Below are 18,121 nucleotides of genomic sequence, written 5' to 3'. Positions count from 1 at the left end.
TCGTGCCCGGCATGTCCCCACGCCGCTTCGAGACCCTCGCGATCGACCTCGACGCCGACGGGGTCTGCACGCTGACCCTCGACCGCCCCGACGCCCTCAACGCCTTCGACCTCACGATGGCGCGCGAGCTGGAGGAGTTCTTCCTCGTCGACGCGCGGCACGACGACGTGCGTGCCGTCGTGGTCACGGGTCGCGGGCGAGCCTTCTGCGCGGGGATGGACCTGTCCGCCGAGGGCAACGTCTTCGGCCTGGACGAGTCGCTGGCGCCCACGCCCGAGAGCCTGCGCGAGCGCTTCGACGACCCGGCGTACGCCGACGGGATCCGCGACACGGGCGGCCGGGTCACCCTCGCGATCCACGCCCTGCCGAAGCCGGTGATCGCCGCGATCAACGGCGCCGCGGTCGGCATCGGCGCGACGATGACCCTCGGCATGGACCTCCGGCTGGCCGCCACGACGGCCCGCATCGGCTTCGTCTTCGGTCGGCTCGGGATCGTGCCCGAGGCGTGCTCGTCGTGGTTCCTGCCCCGCCTCGTCGGGCTCCAGCAGGCGCTGGAGTGGGTCTACTCCGCCGAGATCCTGACCGCCGGGGCTGCGCTCGAGGGCGGTCTGGTGCGCTCGCTGCACGAGCCCTTGGAGCTCGTGGTGACCGCGCAGGAGCTCGCCCGCTCGTTCGTGGTGGACCGCTCGCCCGCCGCGCTGGCGATGGCCAAGAGCCTGCTCTACCGCAACGTCGCGGCGGCGAGCCCGCTCGAGGCGCACCTGTCCGACTCGCTGGCGATGTTCTACTCCTCGATCGGCGACGGGAAGGAGGGCGTCGCGGCCTTCCTCGAGAAGCGGCCGCCCCACTTCACCTCCAGCGCCACCGACGTCCCGCGACTGTTCCCGGGGTGAGCCGACGCCCGGCTCTCGGGGTCGGGCCGGGGTCGGTCCGGGGTCGATCCGGATGGTGTGGCGACCGGTCGTCGCGCACGCTGGAGGCATGGACAACATTCGTGCCTTCTTCGCCCGTCAGGGCCTCGTCCGCTCCGCCGACCGAGGGATCCTCGGTGGTGTGTGCGCCGGCGTCGGCCGCCGCCTCGGCCTGGGCCCGTGGGTGACCCGGCTGCTCTTCCTGATCAGCCTCGTCGTCATCCCCGGCAGCCAGTTCCTGGTCTACCCGATCCTCTGGTTCGTGATGCCGAGCCAGACCAGTCTCGTCGCCGCGGCCAACTCGCCGCACCTCGCGCGCTGACCTCTAGGTTCTGCTGCATGACGCACGACTGGCTGACGCTCCTGCGCCGGAGCACCGACCGCTTCGCTGCGGTCATCGACGGCGCCGACCCGGCTGCCCGGATCTCGTGGTGCCCGGAGTGGAGCCTCCACGACCTGGTCGACCACCTCGGTGGCGTCCACCAGTGGGCCGCCCACGCGGTCGTCGACGGCAACCCCGAGTTCGAGGCCGAGCCGGTGCCGCCCGGGTCGGACCTCGCGGCGTGGTACCGGCGCCACGCGTCCGACCTGGTCGACGTGCTGGCCGCGATCCCTCCCGAGGCGCCCGCGTGGACCCTCGACAAGAACGACCGCACGGCCGGCTTCTGGCGACGGCGCCAGGTGCACGAGACGGTGATGCACACGTGGGACGCGGAGGAGGCGCTCGGCGCGGTCTCGCCGATCGATCCCGCGCTGGCGTGGGACGGCGTGCTCGAGGTCGTCGAGGTGATGTATCCCCGTCAGGTGCGGCTCGGCCGCATCGCGCCACTCCCGATGGCCGTCCTGCTCGCGCCCACGGACGTCGACGCTGACGTGCTGCTCGGCACCGGGCGGGGTGCGCAGGTCGTACGCGACCGTGCCGAGGTCCTGCTGCGCCTGCTCTGGCACCGCGCGCCCACCGCCGACCTCGACCCGAGGACCGCCGAGCTGCTCGCGGGGCCGGTCACTCCCTGAGCACTGTCGGGGTCGGCTGACAGGGTGGCGCCATGACCGACGTGTGGGAGCTGGTGCGCGCCGAGCGCGAGGCGCTGGCCGACGACCTGGCCGGGTTGACCGACGAGCAGTGGGAGGCGCCCTCGTGGTGCGGCGGCTGGACCGTCCACGACGTGGCGGCCCACCTCGTCGACAACGCCCGCACGACCCGGATCGGGATCGTGCTCGCGATGGCCCGGGCGCGCTTCGACTTCGACCGGCAGAACGACCAGGGCGTCGCGCGGTGGAAGGGAGCGACGCCCGCCGAGACGCTCGGTCGGCTGCGCGAGGTGGTGGGGCGTACGACGACCCCGCCCGCGCCGCTCGACAGCCGGCTGGTCGAGGAGGTCGTGCACGGCGAGGACGTCCGCCGCCCGCTCGGCCTCGTCCGCGACTACCCGTCGGAGACCGTCGAGCGGGCTCTCGCCCACCAGCTCCGGACCTCGGTCGGGCTCGGCGGCGGCAAGCAGCGCGTCGCCGGGCTGCGCCTGGTCGCGACCGATGCGGACCTGTCGTACGGCGACGGCGTCGAGGTCAGCGGACCGCTGGTCTCGCTCCTGATGGTCGTCTCCGGTCGGGGTCAGGCGCTCGGGGACCTGTCCGGGCCGGGGATCGGCCGGCTGGAGCAGGGGTTGTCAGGCTCTTCCTGAACATGTCAGGCCTTGCACGGGCCGACATGTTCAGTGATCCCCGGTCAGCCGGGGATCACTCCGGAGGAGGCGGGCGTGTCGCTGAACGCGTGCTTCGGCGCAGCCAGCAGCGCGAGGGCGGCGAGGAAGGACGCGCCGGCGCAGACGGCCCAGACGGTGAGGTAGCCGCTGAGCGGGGCGACCTTCTCGGCGGTGGCGTCGAGGGAGCCGGTGGCGGTGAGCGCGATGGCGAAGATCGCGGAGGCGATGGCACCGCCGACGGTCTTGGTGCCGTTGGTCATGCCGGTCGCGATGCCGGTGCGCTCGGGCGGTGCGGCGGCGGCCGCGGCGGCAGGCAGGGCCGCGACGAGCGCGCCCGAGCCGAGGCCGGCGATGCCCATGTTGATGAGGGCCTGCCAGGTGTGGTCGTGGAACGGCAGCCACAGCAGGTAGCCGACGCCGACGAGGCAACAGGCGACGACGAGGGCGCGACGTACGCCGCCCAGCAGCCGCGTCGTGAGCGGGAGGGTGAAGGCGCCGATCGCCAGCGTGACGACGTACAACCCGATGAGCGTCGAGATGAAGGCCGAGTCCGCTCCGAGGCCGTAGCCGCGGACGGCCGGGTCGGCCTGGGCGTAGGTGGACAGCGGGATCTGGCCGCCGAGGACCGGCACGCCGAAGAGGAAGGCGGTCAGCTGCACCGGCCACTGGGCGGAGCTGGAGAACAGCTTCACGTCCACGATCGGTTCGGGGTGGCGGGCCTCGAAGCGCCAGAAGGCCACGAAGACGCCGAACGAGACCACGATCGTCAGCCAGCCGAGCAGGCTGCCGCCGCCGTCGAGGCGGAGCCAGACCAGTCCGCCCATCAGCACGCCGAGCGCGACCGTGACGAGCGCGAGCCCGGTGGAGTCGATGCCGCCGCCGGTGTCGTCTCCGGGCGCCTGCTCGATGCCGGCCAGGATCACGAAGAAGACGGCCGTGACGACGACGGCGGGCATGGCGAGCAGGACGTTCATGTCGAGGGAGTCGACGAGCAGGCCGCTGGTCAGCGCGCCGATGATCACGGCCAGCTCGAGGGAGCCGACGAGGATCGCGGCACCGCGCCGGGTCAGCAGCTCCTGGCGGCCGGACGACCTCGTCCGGCGGTGGATGATCGCGATCTCCAGCGGGAGCCAGACGACGTACGCACCCTGGATCGCCCAGCCGACGAGGAAGGTGGTGAAGCCGGGCGCGAACGCCAGCCACCACGAGCCGACGGCCGTGACCGCGGTCGAGATCAGCAGCACCTTCTTGTGCCCGATCAGGTCGCCGAGCCGCGCGAGCAGCGGGATGCAGAGCGCGCTGACGATCAGCTGCGCGGCCTCGAACCAGTTGATGTCGCCCTCGTGGATCGACAGGTGCTCGGCGATCTGCGGGTAGATCGGCGTGTAGTAGCCCTGCAGGATGCCGCTGGCGAACTCCACCAGCACCAGGAAGCCGACGATCGCGGCGAGACCCTTGACCGCGGACTGCGCGACCGGGGCCGGGGACGTGGCGCTCATGCGGGGAGCCTCTCGATCAGCAGGGCGTACCAGCGGGCTCCGTCGACGAGGTCGGCGACGCCGATGTGCTCGTCGTAGGAGTGGATCGCCTGGCGCTGGGCCTTGGTCATCCGGAACGGGGCGAAGCGGTAGACGTGCTCGCTGATCGCGGTGAAGTGCCGCGAGTCGGTGGCCGCCATCATCACGTAGGGCGCCGGCACGGCTTCCGGGAAGACCGCGGTGATGCAGGCCTCGAGCAGCTCGAAGGGCTCGTCCATCGGCGAGATCGGCGACGGTTCGCCCGACTCGACGACGTCGATCCGGATCGAGTCGTCACCCACTGCCTTGCGCACGTGCTCGACCACGCCCGCCACGGTGTCGCCCACCATCACCCGGATGTTGAGCCCCGCCTTCGCGGTCGAGGCGATCACGTTGAGGGCGGGCGAGCCGCTGAGCGTGGTGGTCGCGACGGTCGTACGCGTCATGGCGGCCGCCTCCGGGCCGGCGGCGAGCAGCGCGCGGGTGACCACGGGCGCGAGCCTGTCGGCGTTGCCGAGGAGCGGCTTGAGGACCGGGCGCAGGGGGAGCGGGACGTGCGGCGCGAGCCGGCGCATCAGCTCCAGGGTCGGCGCCGGGGCCGACGCGGGGAACGGCGCCTTCTCGACGTCGAGGATCGCGCGGGCGAGTCGCGCGGTCGGGCCGTTGCGGGCCGGGGTGGAGGCGTGACCCCCGCGTCCCTCGGCCACCAGCTCCAGCGACGTCGTGCCCTTCTCGGTCACGCCGATCACGCCGAGCGGCGCCTTCACGCCGGGGAAGGCGCCGCCTGCGATCGCGCCGCCCTCGTCGAGCACCAGCCACGGCGTGACGCCGCGCTCGCGCAGCACCTCGACGGCCTCGGGGGCAGCAGTGCCACTGACCTCCTCGTCGCAGCCGAACGACAGCCACACGTCCTGCGCGGGCACGTGCCCGGCCTCGAGCAACGATTCGACGGCCTCGCAGATCCCGGCCACGCAACCCTTGTCGTCCAGGGTCCCGCGGCCCCAGATCGCCGGCCCGACCTCGGAGTCGTGGATCTCGCCGCCGAACGGGTCGTGCTGCCACGGCGCCTCGCCGTCGACGGGTACGACGTCGAGGTGCGCCATCAGCACGACCGGGCGCTCGCTGCTCGCGCCGGCCCAGCGGAAGAGGAGGCCGTGCGACCCGACCCGCGTCAGGTCGAGCCGCTCGTGGAGCAGCGGGAACTGCGTCGCGAGCTCCGTCAGCAGCCGGTCGAACGCGTCGGCGTCGACCCGCGACGGGTCTCGGTCGGAGACGGTCGGGATGCGGACGAGCGCCTGCAGGGCGGAGACCACGCGGGGCGTCGGGCGGTCGGTCATGGGGTGACCGTAGTGCCCCATCGCCCCCGGTGGACCACATTCGTACGCCGCTCACGGCGCGACGGTGACCCCTGGGCGCCGCTGTCGGCGACCCGGTGGCCGACCGTGATCGCGCCGACCGGCTTGTGGTCGGCCGGGATCGCGAAGGCCTCGCGGAACGAGTCGGTGTGCTGCGCGGGGATGCCGAAGAAGCAGGCACCGAGCCCCTCGTCGACGGCCGTCTGGAGGATGAGGAGAGCCGCCATCCCGGTGTCGACGTACCAGTAGGGGACCGGCCACCGGTCGTCGCGACGGTCGGTCCAGCCCTTGTCCTCCTCGGCGTACCTCTCGAGGTAGGCGTCCTTGCTCGCCAGCGGCACGATCACGACGGGTGCGGTGCGCATCCCGTCGAGCCAGGCGTTGTGGGTGTCGGGGTCGGCGCCGGTCGACTCCCAGAACCGCGCGACGTCCTCGGGGGTGTCCAGCACCAGGAACGCCCACCCCTGCGTGAAGCCCGCGTTGGGCGCGCGCTGCGCGTGCTCGAGCATCCGGTCGACGACGGCCGGGTCGACCGGCTCGTCGGCGTAGCGGCGGACCATGCGGCGGCGGCGGACGACCTCCTGGAACTCCATGCGTGCAGGTTCTCACCAGTGACGACCCGGAGGACCGCTGTGAGGGGTTTCGTCCGCGGCGCGCCCGTGAAGTAACGACGAGGGCTGTGTCGCGGAGGAGCGGCGCTTGGGGTCCCCGCGCGCTTGTGACGGGGGAGCGGAGCGGAGGAGTCAGAAGCTCGTGGGGTGAAGCGTTGCGGGGGAGCGGCGCGGCAACGAGGAGGCACGAGCGGGCCTCCGGCGCCGCGGACACGCGCCGGAGCGAAGCGGAGGCGCCAGACAGCACGTCTCAGATCCGAGACGCCTCGCCGACCCGGCTCGTTGACCGGTGTGGCCGCACCCGATGGACTGGCGCCATGGGCTTCGAGGGGATGTGGCGCGACCTGGCGCCGGTCGGGCGCTCGGCATCCTCGGGCGGCTACAACCGCCAGCCGTGGGCCTCGGCCGAGTCCGAGCTGCGGGCGTGGTTCGCGGAGCAGTGCGCCGCTCGTGGACTCACGGTCGAGACCGACGGCATCGGCAACCAGGTCGCGTGGTGGGGAGCCGGGGACGACGGCGTCCTCACGGGCTCGCACCTCGACAGCGTCCTGGACGGTGGGGCGTACGACGGTCCGCTGGGCGTGGTCTCCGCCCTCGCGGCGATCGACACCCTCCGGGCGCGCGGCTTCGAGCCGGGGCGACCGATCGGGGTCGGGGTGTTCGTCGAGGAGGAGGGCTCACGCTTCGGTCGCGCGTGCCTCGGCTCGCGGCTCGCCACCGGTGCGACGACGTGGGACCAGGCCAAGGAGCTGCGCGACCGCGACGGCGTCTTCCTCGCCGACGCGATCTCCGGGGCGGGGCTCGATCCCTCGCGCGGACTCGTGGACCTGTCCCGCGTGGGCACCTTCGTCGAGCTCCACGTCGAGCAGGGCCGCGACCTCGTCGACCGTGACGTCGCCGTCGGCCTCGCGAGCGAGATCTGGCCGCACGGCCGGTGGCGCTTCGACTTCTCCGGCCAGGCCAACCACGCCGGCACCACGCGCATGGAGGATCGCCACGACCCGATGCTGACCTACGCGATGACCGCGCTCGCGGCCAACAAGCAGGCTCGCCTCGCCGGACAGCGCGCCACCTTCGGCCGGATCGCCGTCGAGCCCAACGGCACCAACGCCGTGCCCGCGCTGGTCACCGCCTGGCTCGACGCGCGCGCCTCCTCCGACGAGGCCCTCGCCGAGCTGGTCGATGCGATCGGGCGCCAGGCGACCGACCGCGCGGAGCGGGACGGCACCTCGTTGACGCTCACCGCCGAGTCGGTCTCGGGCTCGGTCGCCTTCGACGCCGACCTCGCCGCTCGCCTCGCCCGGATCGGCGACTGGCCCGTCATCCCGACCCAGGCGGGCCACGACGCCGGGATCCTCTCCGACGCGGGCATCCCGACCGCGATGGTCTTCGTCCGCAACCCGACCGGCGTCTCGCACTCGCCCGAGGAGCACGCCGAGGTGCCCGACTGCCTGGCCGGCGTCGAGGCGCTCGCCGACGTGCTGGCCGAGCTGGATGGCACCGGGGACAGCGCATGACGGCGTACCTCCTCGAGCGCGCCTGGGTCGGCGGTGCGGTGCGCGACGACGTCCTCGTCGAGGTCGAGGACGGCCGCTTCACGTCCGTCACCCCCGACGCCGACCCGAGGCGGGCAATCCCGGTGCGCGGCCTCGTCGTCCCGGGCCTGGCCAACACCCACAGCCACGCCTTCCACCGCGCGCTGCGCGGCCGCACCCAGCGCGAGCGCGGCACGTTCTGGACCTGGCGCGACCAGATGTACGACGTCGCCGCCCGGCTCGACCCGGAGACCTACCTCGCCCTCGCGCGGGCGACGTACCGCGAGATGGCCGCCGCCGGGATCACCGCCGTCGGGGAGTTCCACTACCTCCACCACCAGCCCGACGGCACGCCCTACGACGACCCCAACGAGATGGGGCTGGCGCTGGTCCACGCGGCACGGGAGGCGGGCATCCGGATCACGCTGCTCGACACGCTCTACCTCTCCTCGGCCTTCGGGGCTCCGCCGCAGGGCGCGCAGGGGCGCTACTCCGACGGCTCGGTCGACGCGTGGCTCCAGCGGGTGGAGCCGCTCCACGGCATCCCCGACCCCGGGGTCCAGGTCGGCCTCGCCGCCCACTCCGTGCGCGCAGTCCCGCCAGACGCGCTGCGCGTCCTCGGGGAGTACGTCGACGACGCACAGGGCGGCGTGCCGGTGCACGTCCACCTCTCCGAGCAGGTCGCGGAGAACGACGCCTGCCGGGAGGCCCACGGCGTCACCCCGACGCGGCTGCTCGCCGACGCCGGGGTGCTCGGACCGATGACCAGCGTCGTCCACGCCACCCACCTCGTGCCGGACGACATCGCGCTGATCGGGCAGGCCGAGGCGTTCGCGTCGTTCTGCCCCACCACCGAGCGCGACCTCGGTGACGGCATCGGCCCGTCGCGGGCGCTCCACGACGCCGGCGCTGCGCTGACGCTCGGCTCGGACAGCCACGCGGTCATCGACCCGTTCGAGGAGATGCGTGCGCTCGAGCTCGACGAGAGGCTGGCGACGCAGCAGCGTGGCCACTGGACCGCCGCCGAGCTGCTGACCGCGGGGACGAGCCACGGCCACCTGTCGCTCGGCTTCCCCGACGCGGGCGCGATCGCGGTCGGCCTGCGCGCCGACCTCGTCGTCCTCGACCCCGCCAGCGCGCGCACCGCCGGCACCGGCCGTGACGAGAGCACCGTCGTCTTCGCGGCCGCGGCCGAGGACGTACGCCGAGTCATGGCCGACGGCCGCTGGATCGTGCAGGACGGCGACCGCGCCGAGATCGGCCGCGAGCTCGACGACGTCATCAGTCGCACCTGGGAGGGCAGATGAGCACCACCGTCATCACCGGCATCGGCGAGCTGGTCACCAACGACCCGGCGCGCGCGCAGCAGGGTGGGCTCCTCGGCCTGGTCACCGACGCCGCCGTCGTGATCGAGGGCAGCCGCGTCGCCTGGGTGGGCCCGGCCGCCGAGGCGCCCGACGCCGACGTGCAGGTCGACGCCGGCGGGCGAGCGGTGATCCCCGGCTTCGTCGACTCCCACAGCCACCTCGTCTTCGCGGGCGACCGGAGCGCCGAGTTCGAGGCGCGGATGACCGGCGAGCCCTACACCGCGGGCGGCATCCGCACCACGGTCGCGAGGACCCGTGCCGCCACCGACGAACAGCTCACGTCGCACGTCGCCCGGCTCGTCGCCGAGATGCGGGCCCAGGGCACCACCTCGCTGGAGATCAAGAGCGGCTACGGGTTGTCGGTCCTCGACGAGGCACGCAGTCTCGCGGTGGCCGCCCAGTTCACCGACGAGACCACGTTCCTCGGCGCCCACGTCGTCCCCGCCGGCACCACCCCCGAGGACTACGTCGCGCTCGTCACCGGCCCCATGCTCGCGGCGGCCGCACCGCACGCCCGGTGGATCGACGTGTTCTGCGAGGACGGCGCCTTCGACGTCGACCAGGCACGCGCCATCCTGGCGGCGGGGGCCGACAGCGGCCTGCGCGGGCGGCTCCACGCCAACCAGCTGACGTACGGCAAGGGCGTGCAGCTCGCCTGTGAGCTGGGCCTCGCGGCGGTCGACCACTGCACCTTCCTGAGCCCGCTGGACGTCGAGTCCCTCCGGGACTCAGGGACGATCGCGACCCTCCTGCCCGGCGTCGAGTTCTCCACCCGCCAGCCCTACCCCGACGCCCGCGGGCTGATCGACGCCGGCGTGCGCGTGGCCCTCGCGAGCGACTGCAACCCGGGCTCGTGCTTCACGTCGTCGATGGCACTCTGCATCGCGCTCGCCGTCCGGGAGATGCGGATGAGCCCCGCCGAGGCGCTCCACGCGGCGACCGCGACGGGTGCCGCGGCGCTCGACCGCGACGACGTCGGCGTGCTCGCCCCCGGCAAGGCCGCCGACCTCGTCCTCCTCGACGCCCCGTCCCACGTCCACCTCGCCTACCGCCCTGGCGTCCCGCTCGTGGCCGGGGTCTGGCAGGCCGGCCGTCCCGTCGTGGGGTAGTCCGCACTGGACCACCCCGCCCCGGGCTACCTCAGACGGGTGTCGTACGCCGTACAGCACCTCGTCTGAGGTACCCCGGCACGCGGAGATAGGGCACGCGCCCGATGTCCGGGGCTACCTCATGGACGGACTCTCTTCTCACGGCCCAGGAAGGGCCGCGACGAAGAGGAGAAGGACATGTTCACCACCGACAGCTTCCTGGGTGCCGAGATCCGCTACCGCCAGGACAAGGTGCGCCGGGACTACGCCCCGCGCCGCTGGATCCGGGTGCGCGCCACCGACACCCAGAAGTGACCCGCACCGCGATCGACCCGTCAGTGTCGGTCGGGCAGGACACAATGTCGTCCGTGCCGGCCCTGCGGACCACCGATCTCATCGGACGCGATGCCGAGCTGGAGCAACTCACCGCCCAGCTCGGCATTCGCACGTCCGGAGCAGGTCGCGGGCAGGGGGACCTGCTCGACCCGACGGTCCGCGCGATGCTCGTCGCCGGCGACGCGGGCGTCGGCAAGACCCGCCTGCTCATGGCCCTGCGCGACGAGGCGCTCGCCGCCGACTGGCAGGTCGTCGCGGGCCACTGCCTCGACCTCGCCGACAGCTCCCTGCCCTACCTCCCCTTCTCCGAGGTCCTCGGCCGGCTGATGTCCGACGTGCCCGACGTCGCCGCGCGCGTCCTCGAGCAGCACCCCACGCTCGCCCGGCTCCAGCCCGGGCGACGCATCCGCAGCAGCGAGACCGCGTCGGGCGACCAGGCCCTCGACCGCGGCAACGTCTACGACGCGTTCGGCGACCTCCTCTCCGCCGTCGCCCAGCAGGCGCCGCTCCTCCTCGTCGTCGAGGACACCCACTGGGCCGACGAGTCCACGCGCGACATGCTGAGCTTCCTCTTCTCCCGCCCGCTCCCGGGTGTCGCGCTGGTCGTGTCCTACCGCGCCGACGACCTCCACCGCCGCCACCCGCTCCGCCGCCAGGTCGCGGAGTGGAGCCGGCTGCGCGGCGTCGACCGGCTCCAGCTCGAGCCGCTCGCCGACGACGACGTGCGCCGCCTCGTCCGCGCGCTGCACCCCTCGACGATGTCCGAGGCGGAATACGTCTCCATCGTCGACCGCGCCGAGGGCAACCCCTTCTTCATCGAGGAGCTCGTCGGCGCGACGTGGTCGGGCCAGGTGCCCGGCGAGCTCGCCGACGTGCTGCTCGTGCACCTCGACCGCCTCGACGAGACCACCCGCCGGGTCGTGCGCCTGGTGTCGGTCGCCGGGCGACAGGTCAGCCACGGCCTGCTCTCCGCGGTCTCCGACCTCGACGCGACCGAGCTCGAGGCGGCGCTGCGCACCGCGGTCGAGGCGCACGTGCTCGTCGCGTCCCGCGGCGGGACCTACGCCTTCCGCCACGCCCTGCTCGGCGAGGCGGTCTACGACGACCTCCTGCCGGGCGAGCGGGTGCGGCTCCACGCCGACTTCGTGTCCGCGCTGGGGGAGGGCCGTGCGGTCGGCACCGCTGCCGAGCTGGCCCAGCACGCCCGCCGCGCCGACGACCGGCCGGTCGCCGTGCACGCCTCCATCGAGGCCGGCGAGGAGGCCCTCGCCGTCGGCGGTCCGTCGGAGGCCGCGACCCACTTCCTCGACGCGCTCGAGCTCATCGACACCGCGCGCACGCCCTTCGACGACGTCGACGCCCACGCGCTGACGCGGCGCTGCGCCGAGGCGCTGATCGCGGCCGGGCGGGTGCCGAAGGCGGTGAAGGTCCTGCGGGCCCGGCTCGCGACCCTGCCCGCCGACGGCGCGGCCATCGACCGTGGCCAGCTGCTCACGGCGCTGGCCACGGCGCTGCTGCTCACCGACACCGCCGACGACCCCACCGAGATCGCCGCGGAGGCGATCGAGCTGCTGCGAGGTGGCCCGCCCAAGCTGCTCGCCCAGGCGCTCTTCGTCCGCTCCCGCGGCCTCGGCAGCTGGCGGGCCGACGAGGCTCGCGCCCTGGCGGTGGAGGCCCTCGAGATCGCCGAGCGCAACGACCTCACCAGCCTCGCCGTGGAGCTCCACACGACCCTCGCGGGCCTCGAGGCCGACGACAGCAGCAGCCCGGGCCCGGGGTGGCGGGCCGCCGCGGACCGCGCCCGCCGGGCCGGCCTCATCGACGCCGAGCTGCGCGCGCTCTACATGCTCGGTCGCTTCCACCACGACGACGGCGACCTCGAGGCCGCCGTCGAGGTCTACGGCGAGGTCATCGAGCGGAGCGAGGTCGGCGGCCTGGTCTGGTCGCCGTTCCCTGCCGAGTCGCGCCTCCTGCTCGCCGTGGTGCTGACCCACCAGGGCAAGCTCGACGAGGCGTGGGAGCTGCTCGACGTGAGCGGCCAGAACCCGCCCATGGTCTACGAGTGGCTCTTCTTCGCCCACCAGATGCTCATCACCATCGGCATCCGTGGCGAGAGCCACGCGAAGGCGCTCGAGCGGCTCCGCGACTACTGGGGCACCGACGGCCTCACCGCGATCTCGGCCGGCAGCGCCGAGCTGATGCGGGCCGTCGCCGCCGGCGACGGGGCTGGCGCGCTGGCGATCTACGACGACGTGGTGGCCGCCGTCGTGCCGCTCTGGCACGAGTGGTTCCAGGCCCGGCTCCGCTTGTCGACCATCGCGATCAGCGCCTTCGCCGCCGCAGCCGCGCGCCAGTCCGCCGACGAGCGGGAGTCCGCCGCCGTCGACGTCGAGCGGCTCGTCGCCGACGGTGGCCGGGTCATCGACTTCTACGCGCCCTACGACGGCAGCCACGGCCCGGAGTACCGGATGTGGGTCGCCCGTCGCGCTGCCGAGCACCTGCGCTGGCGCTGGCTCGCGCAGGTCCAGCCGCCCACCGCCGAGGAGCTCGTCGACGCGTGGCGCGCAGCCGAGGAGACCTCGCTCGCCTACGGCTCCGTCCCGGAGGTCGCCCAGGCGCGAGTACGGCTCGCCGGCGTGCTGCGGGCGACCGGCGACGCGGCCGGTGCCCGGGTGGTGGCCGACCGGGCGCGCGAGGCCGCCCACGCGATGCACTCCACCTCACTCCTCGCCGAGCTGACCGCCCAGGGCTCGGCGCCCTCGCCGGCCGCCGCGTCGGCCGAGACGGCCGTCCTCACCCCGCGCGAGGCGGAGATCCTCGCGCTCGTCGCCGAGGGGCGCTCCAACGGCGAGATCGGCAAGCAGCTCTTCATCAGCACCAAGACCGTCTCGGTCCACGTCTCCAACATCCTCGCCAAGCTCGACGCCGCGTCCCGCACGGAGGCGGCTGCGGTCGCCCGCCGTCGAGGCCTCCTCGACGCCTGAGCCGTTTGCCGCGCCCGGGGCCGGGGTAGGTGGACCAGCACTGCCCGACCTCGAACCACGGAGTGCCCGATGAATGCTCGCCGCCGCCTGACCGTCGCCCTCGTGGCCGCAGCGATGGGATCCACCCTCGCGACCGCTCCCGCCGGCGCCGAGCCGACCCCTCGTCGAGCGGCGGTCACGTCCGCCGCCGAGGGTCAGGACGTCCCGCCCCTCGTCGCGCCGGTCCTCGGCACGCCCGACGTCGGCCGTGCCGCGGCGAGCGCGTCGTACCGCCGTCCGCTCTTCGCCTTCTGGCCGAAGAAGTACAACCGGATCGACGGCTTCGGCTTCACCTCCGCCATCCGCGGCTCCGGCAGCGGGGTCACCTTCAGCGCCGCGTGGAAGACCTACCGCGGCACCAAGCCGATCCTGCCGAAGAAGGTGTTCGTGCAGGCCCGCGTCGACGGCGGGAAGTGGACGAAGGTCTCCGGCGCCAAGGGCAAGATCAGCCGCAAGGGGCTCGTCACGGCGAGCCTCCCGCCCTACACGGTGACACCCGGGGTCCCGGTGCAGTCGGTGGACTACCGCTTCAAGACCAAGAAGATCAAGCAGGGCCCGCGCAAGGCGCGGCGCAGCACCACCTCGGGCCCGATCACCGTGCAGTTCGACAACCAGGCGATGTACACCGGCGACCAGGCGCGCTTCTACGCCCCGATCGCCAACCTCTGCCCGCAGGCGAGCGTCACCCTCGACCCCACCGGCACGATCACGACGGTCCGCGACGCGGCCTTCTCCTTCCAGTACGGCATCGCGGTGCAGGTGGAGGAGATCAACGCCGTCACCTGGGAGTCGGAGGCGTCCAAGATGGCCGTCGCGATCCACGAGTGCGCGCACTACCGGCAGTTCACCAACTGGGGCGCCACGCGCGCCGGCTGGGCACGCCAGGAGAAGGCGGCCGCGGCGGTCTTCGTGCCGGACGACAACCCGAGCGGCCCGACCCCGCCGATGCAGCCCGACTGGGCGCCGCTCGAGCACGCCGCCGACTGCGCCACCTTCCTGGTCACGACCGGCGCCGAGCGCACCTACGGCGGCTACTGCAACCCGGCCGAGAACGCCGCCGCCGGCCTGCTCTGGCAGGGCCAGCGCTACTGACCCGCGGACCCGTCCGTCAGACTCCTCGCATGCCCGAGGCTGACTTCCGGTGCTCCTTCGCCAGCGCCGACGACGACGAGCCGATCGTCGGCACGGCACCCACCGACGCCGAGGTCCTGCTCGTCGAGGCACCCGGCCCGTGGGGCAGGGACGCGCTCAGGGACAACCGGCTGCCCGAGTCGGTCCGCGACCACCTCGCCTCGCTCGACCTCAAGGTCTTCCTGCTCCGCCGGCCCGACGGCAGCGGCGGCCCGGGCACGCACGTCTTCCGGGCCACCGCCACGCCCGAGGGGTACGACGTCCGCGCGACGCTGCTCGACCGGCCCGAAAACCTGGTCGGGCTCGACCTCGACGCGCTGCCGGCCCACGACTCCCCGCTCTGGCTGGTCTGCACCAACGGCAAGCGCGACCGCTGCTGCGCCGAGATCGGCCGGCCGATCGCCGGGCTGCTCGCGCGCGAATGGCCCGAGGGCACGTGGGAGACCACCCACCTCGGCGGCCACCGGTTCTCCGGCACGCTGCTCGCCCTGCCGAGCGGGGTGGCCCTGGGTCGGCTCGACACCGGCTCGGCGCTCGACGCCTGCCGGGCCGTCCTCGGTGGTGAGCTCCCCGAGGGGCTGACCCGCGGGCGGGCGGGCCGCCCCGGTGTCGAGCAGGTCCGCGAGCTCCACGTGCGCGCCGGCGGCTCGCCGGACGCCGAGGTGGTCGCCCTCCCCGGCCCGATCCGTCGCCAGTCCTGCGGCGACACCAAGGTCAAGGGGACGACGGTCTACGAGGTCCACTGACTCCGACCTCAGCCCAAGCGGTCCTTGAGGTTCACCGGCTCGATCGACGCCTGGGGCACCGGCCGGACCTCCGAGACGATGCGGGGGCGACCCTCCTCGGCGGCCTCGAGGTTGCGGGCCGCGCGGTTGGCCTGGGCCTGCTCGCGCTGGGCGGTGGCCTCGGCCTCGCGGGCCTCGGAGCGCGCCTCGACGAGCTCGCGGTGGATGGCGGCGACCTTGTCGGCCTGCGCCTTGATCTGGTCGGCCGGGGCGTCGGCCATCGCGAGGTCCTCGAGGTCGCCGAGCGCCTTCTGCTCGCGGCCCTTGAGGGCGGTGACCGTCGCCCGCGCGGCGTCGGCGGCGTCGTTGGCCTCGACCGCCTCCATCGCCTCCTCGGCCGCCTCGCGGCGCAGGTCGCCGAACTTCACCTGCTTGCCGCCGGCGGCGACGAACTTCTGCTTGTCCTTGTCGGGGTGGACCCCGGCGTAGTCGGCCAGCGCCCTGACCAGGTCCTTCGTGCTGGCGCGTCGCGCGTCACGCAGCGCGATCTTGGTCTCGAAGCACTCCTTGTAGGCCTTCCAGTCGGCCTCCCAGGCGTCGGCCTGCTTCTGGGTGGAGTCGCCCGGGAGGGTCTCGATCGGCGGCCAGATCTGGTTGCCGCGGACGTCGAGACCGACCGAGACGGCGAAGTCGCGGAGCTGCTCGAGGCCCTCGCGGTGGCGACGCAGGACGTCGGAGTAGGTGTTGATGGCACGGCCCAGGCCGCGGAGGTTGTCGCGCACGGAGGCGGACTCCTCGTGGCGCTTGGCCGCGCGGTCGCGCAGCGTGTCGGCGGCCTCGCCGGCGAACACGTCCTCCGAGGTCGACGCGGTGCGCTCGAAGCCGTCGACGGCGAGCTCGACCTTGGTGGCAAGCCGACGGACGGAGTCGCCGTAGGCATCGATCGTGTCGGGCTCGGTCCAGTGGTAGCCGCACCCGATCGGGTCGCCGAACTGGAGACCGTCCTGCTGGACCTCGATCCGGTCGACGACGACCTTGGTCACGACCGCACCTCGTCGAGCGACGCCGCGATGGTGGCGGCCTGCCCGACCATCACGTCGAGCTCGTCGAAGTCGACGATCGAGTCGTCGATCGCACCGGCGATGTTGCGGCAGCGCTTGGCCACCTGCTCCGCGTCGTCGACGAGGCTGCGCACGCCCTCGACGACGAGGTCGCGCCACGGGAAGTCGTCGGCGGGGTGGTCGATGTCGCCCAGCGCGGCCAGCAGGGCCTCACGCGCGGAGTCGAGCTCCTCCTTGGCACCGCGCAGTGCCCGCTGGTTGATCGCGATCGGCCTCATGCCGACCTTGTGCCCCGGTGAACGACGTCGAAACCAGAAGTCGTGAATCTGTGAACTACCTCGCGTCCCGGTCTGGACCGGCTCCGCCCGCGGGGGTGGGCTCAGGCGTCACGGGGCGGTGCGTACGCCCTCAGCAGCCGCACCACCCAGAGCGCCGTGGCGACGAGGTAGGCGCCGACCACGACGGCGAAGACCCACCACGGCACGCCGTCCCGACCGGCGGCGCCCACCCACGTCGTCAGCCCCATCACGACCACGAGCAGGACCGTGGTGAGCGCGACGAAGCCCTCCATGTCGTCCTGGAACCGCGCCCGGAACTCGTCCCTGCGAGATGGTGCGAACCAGTGGTCCTTCGTCGCCCGGGGCAGGTTGACCCACGTCCCGTCGCCGCGGAGGGCGAGCCGGGTCAGCACCGGGATGCCGACCACGACGACGAGGCCGACCACGACCCAGAGCAGGACCAGCGAGCCGCGGGACGACCACGCGTCGACGCGACCACTGCCGTCGAAGTGCGAGGGCACCCGCTCCGGCAGCACCGCGGCCGACCACGCCAGCGCCACGACGTACGCCGCCGTGGTGACGAGGAGTGCCCGCCTGCCGCGCCGCACCGGCAGCGCCTCAGACGTGGCCGCAGAGCTGGGCGATGCGCAGCTCGAGGCGGTTGAGGAGCTCGGCGGCGGCCTTGTCGGGCATCGCCGACTTCTTCCCGCCGCCCTCCGCGCACACCGGCAGCACGTCGATCGACAGCTTGGCGCCGCCGGCGAGGGCGCGCAGCTCGTCGAGCTTGTCGCCGAAGGGCGAGCCGCTGCCGGGGGAGTAGTAGCGCACCGCCGCCTCGAGGTCGTCGGCGAACAGGTCCGCCTTCGTCACCGCGATCACCAGCCACGTCGGGCGCTCGCGGCGCACGGCCATGCTCGCGACCCGGTGCGCGGTGATCGACCAGTCCTCGAGCTCGGCGGCGAGCTGCTGCTCGCGCGTGGCGACAGCAGCGCCGGTGGTGCCGGCCGTACGACGCGGCGTGGCGTAGCCGTTGGCGACCACGTGCAGCACGCCGTCCACCGGCTCGTCGTGGAACACCTCGTCGAGCGCGCCGAGCCGGGTCGCGGCGTTCTCGCCCGGCACCACCCGGAACCGGTAGCCGCGCAACCGCGCGTTGCGACGCGTGCGCCGCTCCATGGTCGCCGAGCCCACGTCGGCCCCGGCGTCGACCGAGGCCTGGCTGCTCGCGCGCCGCGAGAGCCGGTCCGCGAGGCGGGTCTTGCCGACGCCGGTCATCCCGGTGACGGCGACCGTCGGGTACCGGTGGCGGAGGAGCCGCGAGGCCCGCTCGGGCGCCTGGGACAGCGCGGCCAGCGCGCCGCCGGCGATCGTCGTACCGATGGCTGCCTTGCCGTGTCGCAACGGTGACTGCATGACCCCATCCTGTCGGACGCTGCAACCACCCGGTCGGATCGAGTTGGCCCGGTGACCAGCCATCTTG

17 protein-coding genes are annotated in these 18,121 nt (G+C 73.5%); 10 read left to right on the top strand and 7 right to left on the bottom strand.

Translation table 11 applies throughout. The features are described from left to right. Nucleotides 1-11 precede the first annotated feature (11 nt). The 4 genes from BLV76_RS05425 to BLV76_RS05410 all read left to right on the top strand — a co-directional run bounded on the left by BLV76_RS05425 (nt 12) and on the right by BLV76_RS05410 (nt 2,593). Nucleotides 12-893: a crotonase/enoyl-CoA hydratase family protein gene (locus tag BLV76_RS05425; RefSeq protein ID WP_090968216.1), complete on the top strand. Its 882-nt coding sequence runs from the start codon at nt 12-14 to the stop codon at nt 891-893. 88 nt (nt 894-981) lie between these two features. After that, a complete protein-coding gene (locus BLV76_RS05420) occupies nt 982-1,233 on the top strand; it encodes a PspC domain-containing protein (RefSeq protein ID WP_090972357.1) in 252 nt (83 codons plus the stop codon). A gap of 17 nt (nt 1,234-1,250) precedes the next feature. Continuing rightward, nucleotides 1,251-1,925, top strand: coding sequence for a maleylpyruvate isomerase family mycothiol-dependent enzyme (locus BLV76_RS05415; RefSeq protein ID WP_090968215.1), 675 nt, complete (start codon nt 1,251-1,253; stop codon nt 1,923-1,925). Nucleotides 1,926-1,957: 32 nt separating this feature from the next. Next, nucleotides 1,958-2,593 carry a maleylpyruvate isomerase family mycothiol-dependent enzyme gene (locus tag BLV76_RS05410; RefSeq protein WP_090968214.1) on the top strand — a complete coding sequence of 212 codons (636 nt, stop codon included), beginning with the start codon at nt 1,958-1,960 and terminating at the stop codon, nt 2,591-2,593. A gap of 44 nt (nt 2,594-2,637) precedes the next feature. Here BLV76_RS05410 and BLV76_RS05405 read toward each other — a convergent pair whose 3' ends face one another. The 3 genes from BLV76_RS05405 to BLV76_RS05395 are packed head-to-tail and all read right to left on the bottom strand — an operon-like array spanning nt 2,638 to nt 6,079. After that, nucleotides 2,638-4,113: an MFS transporter gene (locus BLV76_RS05405; RefSeq protein ID WP_090968213.1), complete on the bottom strand. Its 1,476-nt coding sequence runs from the start codon at nt 4,111-4,113 to the stop codon at nt 2,638-2,640. Then, nucleotides 4,110-5,468 (bottom strand): M20/M25/M40 family metallo-hydrolase, encoded by a 1,359-nt coding sequence (locus tag BLV76_RS05400; RefSeq protein ID WP_090968212.1) that lies wholly within the window; start codon nt 5,466-5,468, stop codon nt 4,110-4,112. Before BLV76_RS05400 ends, BLV76_RS05405 begins: the two co-directional genes overlap by 4 nt. After that, nucleotides 5,465-6,079, bottom strand: a complete 615-nt coding sequence (locus BLV76_RS05395) for a nitroreductase family protein (RefSeq protein ID WP_090968211.1) — start codon at nt 6,077-6,079, stop codon at nt 5,465-5,467. The genes BLV76_RS05400 and BLV76_RS05395 overlap by 4 nt, the downstream gene beginning before the upstream one ends. Nucleotides 6,080-6,414: 335 nt before the next feature. On the opposite strand from BLV76_RS05395, the gene BLV76_RS05390 reads away from it, so the two are divergent. From BLV76_RS05390 to BLV76_RS05365, 6 genes are all read left to right on the top strand, one after another. Further along, a complete protein-coding gene (locus BLV76_RS05390) occupies nt 6,415-7,614 on the top strand; it encodes an allantoate amidohydrolase (RefSeq protein ID WP_217630268.1) in 1,200 nt (399 codons plus the stop codon). Continuing rightward, complete coding sequence (locus BLV76_RS05385; protein ID WP_090968210.1) at nt 7,611-8,939, top strand: formimidoylglutamate deiminase; 1,329 nt, start codon at nt 7,611-7,613, stop codon at nt 8,937-8,939. Before BLV76_RS05390 ends, BLV76_RS05385 begins: the two co-directional genes overlap by 4 nt. Next, the gene (gene hutI / locus BLV76_RS05380; RefSeq protein ID WP_090968209.1) at nt 8,936-10,108 is read left to right on the top strand and encodes an imidazolonepropionase; all 1,173 of its coding nucleotides are present in this window, start codon (nt 8,936-8,938) and stop codon (nt 10,106-10,108) included. Before BLV76_RS05385 ends, hutI begins: the two co-directional genes overlap by 4 nt. Before the next feature lie 347 nt (nt 10,109-10,455). Continuing rightward, nucleotides 10,456-13,407 carry a helix-turn-helix transcriptional regulator gene (locus BLV76_RS05375; protein WP_175539586.1) on the top strand — a complete coding sequence of 984 codons (2,952 nt, stop codon included), beginning with the start codon at nt 10,456-10,458 and terminating at the stop codon, nt 13,405-13,407. 69 nt (nt 13,408-13,476) lie between these two features. Beyond that, the gene (locus BLV76_RS05370; RefSeq protein WP_090968207.1) at nt 13,477-14,538 is read left to right on the top strand and encodes a hypothetical protein; all 1,062 of its coding nucleotides are present in this window, start codon (nt 13,477-13,479) and stop codon (nt 14,536-14,538) included. A 29-nt stretch (nt 14,539-14,567) separates the two neighbouring features. Continuing rightward, a complete protein-coding gene (locus BLV76_RS05365) occupies nt 14,568-15,323 on the top strand; it encodes a sucrase ferredoxin (protein ID WP_090968206.1) in 756 nt (251 codons plus the stop codon). An 8-nt stretch (nt 15,324-15,331) separates the two neighbouring features. On the opposite strand, the gene BLV76_RS05360 is transcribed toward BLV76_RS05365, so the two are convergent. The 4 genes from BLV76_RS05360 to BLV76_RS05345 form a co-directional block, all read right to left on the bottom strand. After that, nucleotides 15,332-16,345 carry an SPFH domain-containing protein gene (locus BLV76_RS05360; RefSeq protein WP_090968205.1) on the bottom strand — a complete coding sequence of 338 codons (1,014 nt, stop codon included), beginning with the start codon at nt 16,343-16,345 and terminating at the stop codon, nt 15,332-15,334. Next, nucleotides 16,342-16,641 (bottom strand): hypothetical protein, encoded by a 300-nt coding sequence (locus BLV76_RS22430; protein WP_090968204.1) that lies wholly within the window; start codon nt 16,639-16,641, stop codon nt 16,342-16,344. Before BLV76_RS22430 ends, BLV76_RS05360 begins: the two co-directional genes overlap by 4 nt. Nucleotides 16,642-16,742: 101 nt before the next feature. Next, nucleotides 16,743-17,249 (bottom strand): DUF1648 domain-containing protein, encoded by a 507-nt coding sequence (locus BLV76_RS05350; RefSeq protein ID WP_175539585.1) that lies wholly within the window; start codon nt 17,247-17,249, stop codon nt 16,743-16,745. A gap of 10 nt (nt 17,250-17,259) precedes the next feature. Continuing rightward, nucleotides 17,260-18,054 (bottom strand): nucleoside/nucleotide kinase family protein, encoded by a 795-nt coding sequence (locus BLV76_RS05345; RefSeq protein WP_090968202.1) that lies wholly within the window; start codon nt 18,052-18,054, stop codon nt 17,260-17,262. Nucleotides 18,055-18,121 lie beyond the last annotated feature (67 nt).

Source organism: Nocardioides exalbidus (assembly GCF_900105585.1).
GTDB classification, from domain to species: Bacteria; Actinomycetota; Actinomycetes; order Propionibacteriales; family Nocardioidaceae; genus Nocardioides; species Nocardioides exalbidus.
The sequence above is the reverse complement of the archived record's forward strand: the minus strand, read 5'-3'. Positions and strand labels throughout refer to the sequence as shown.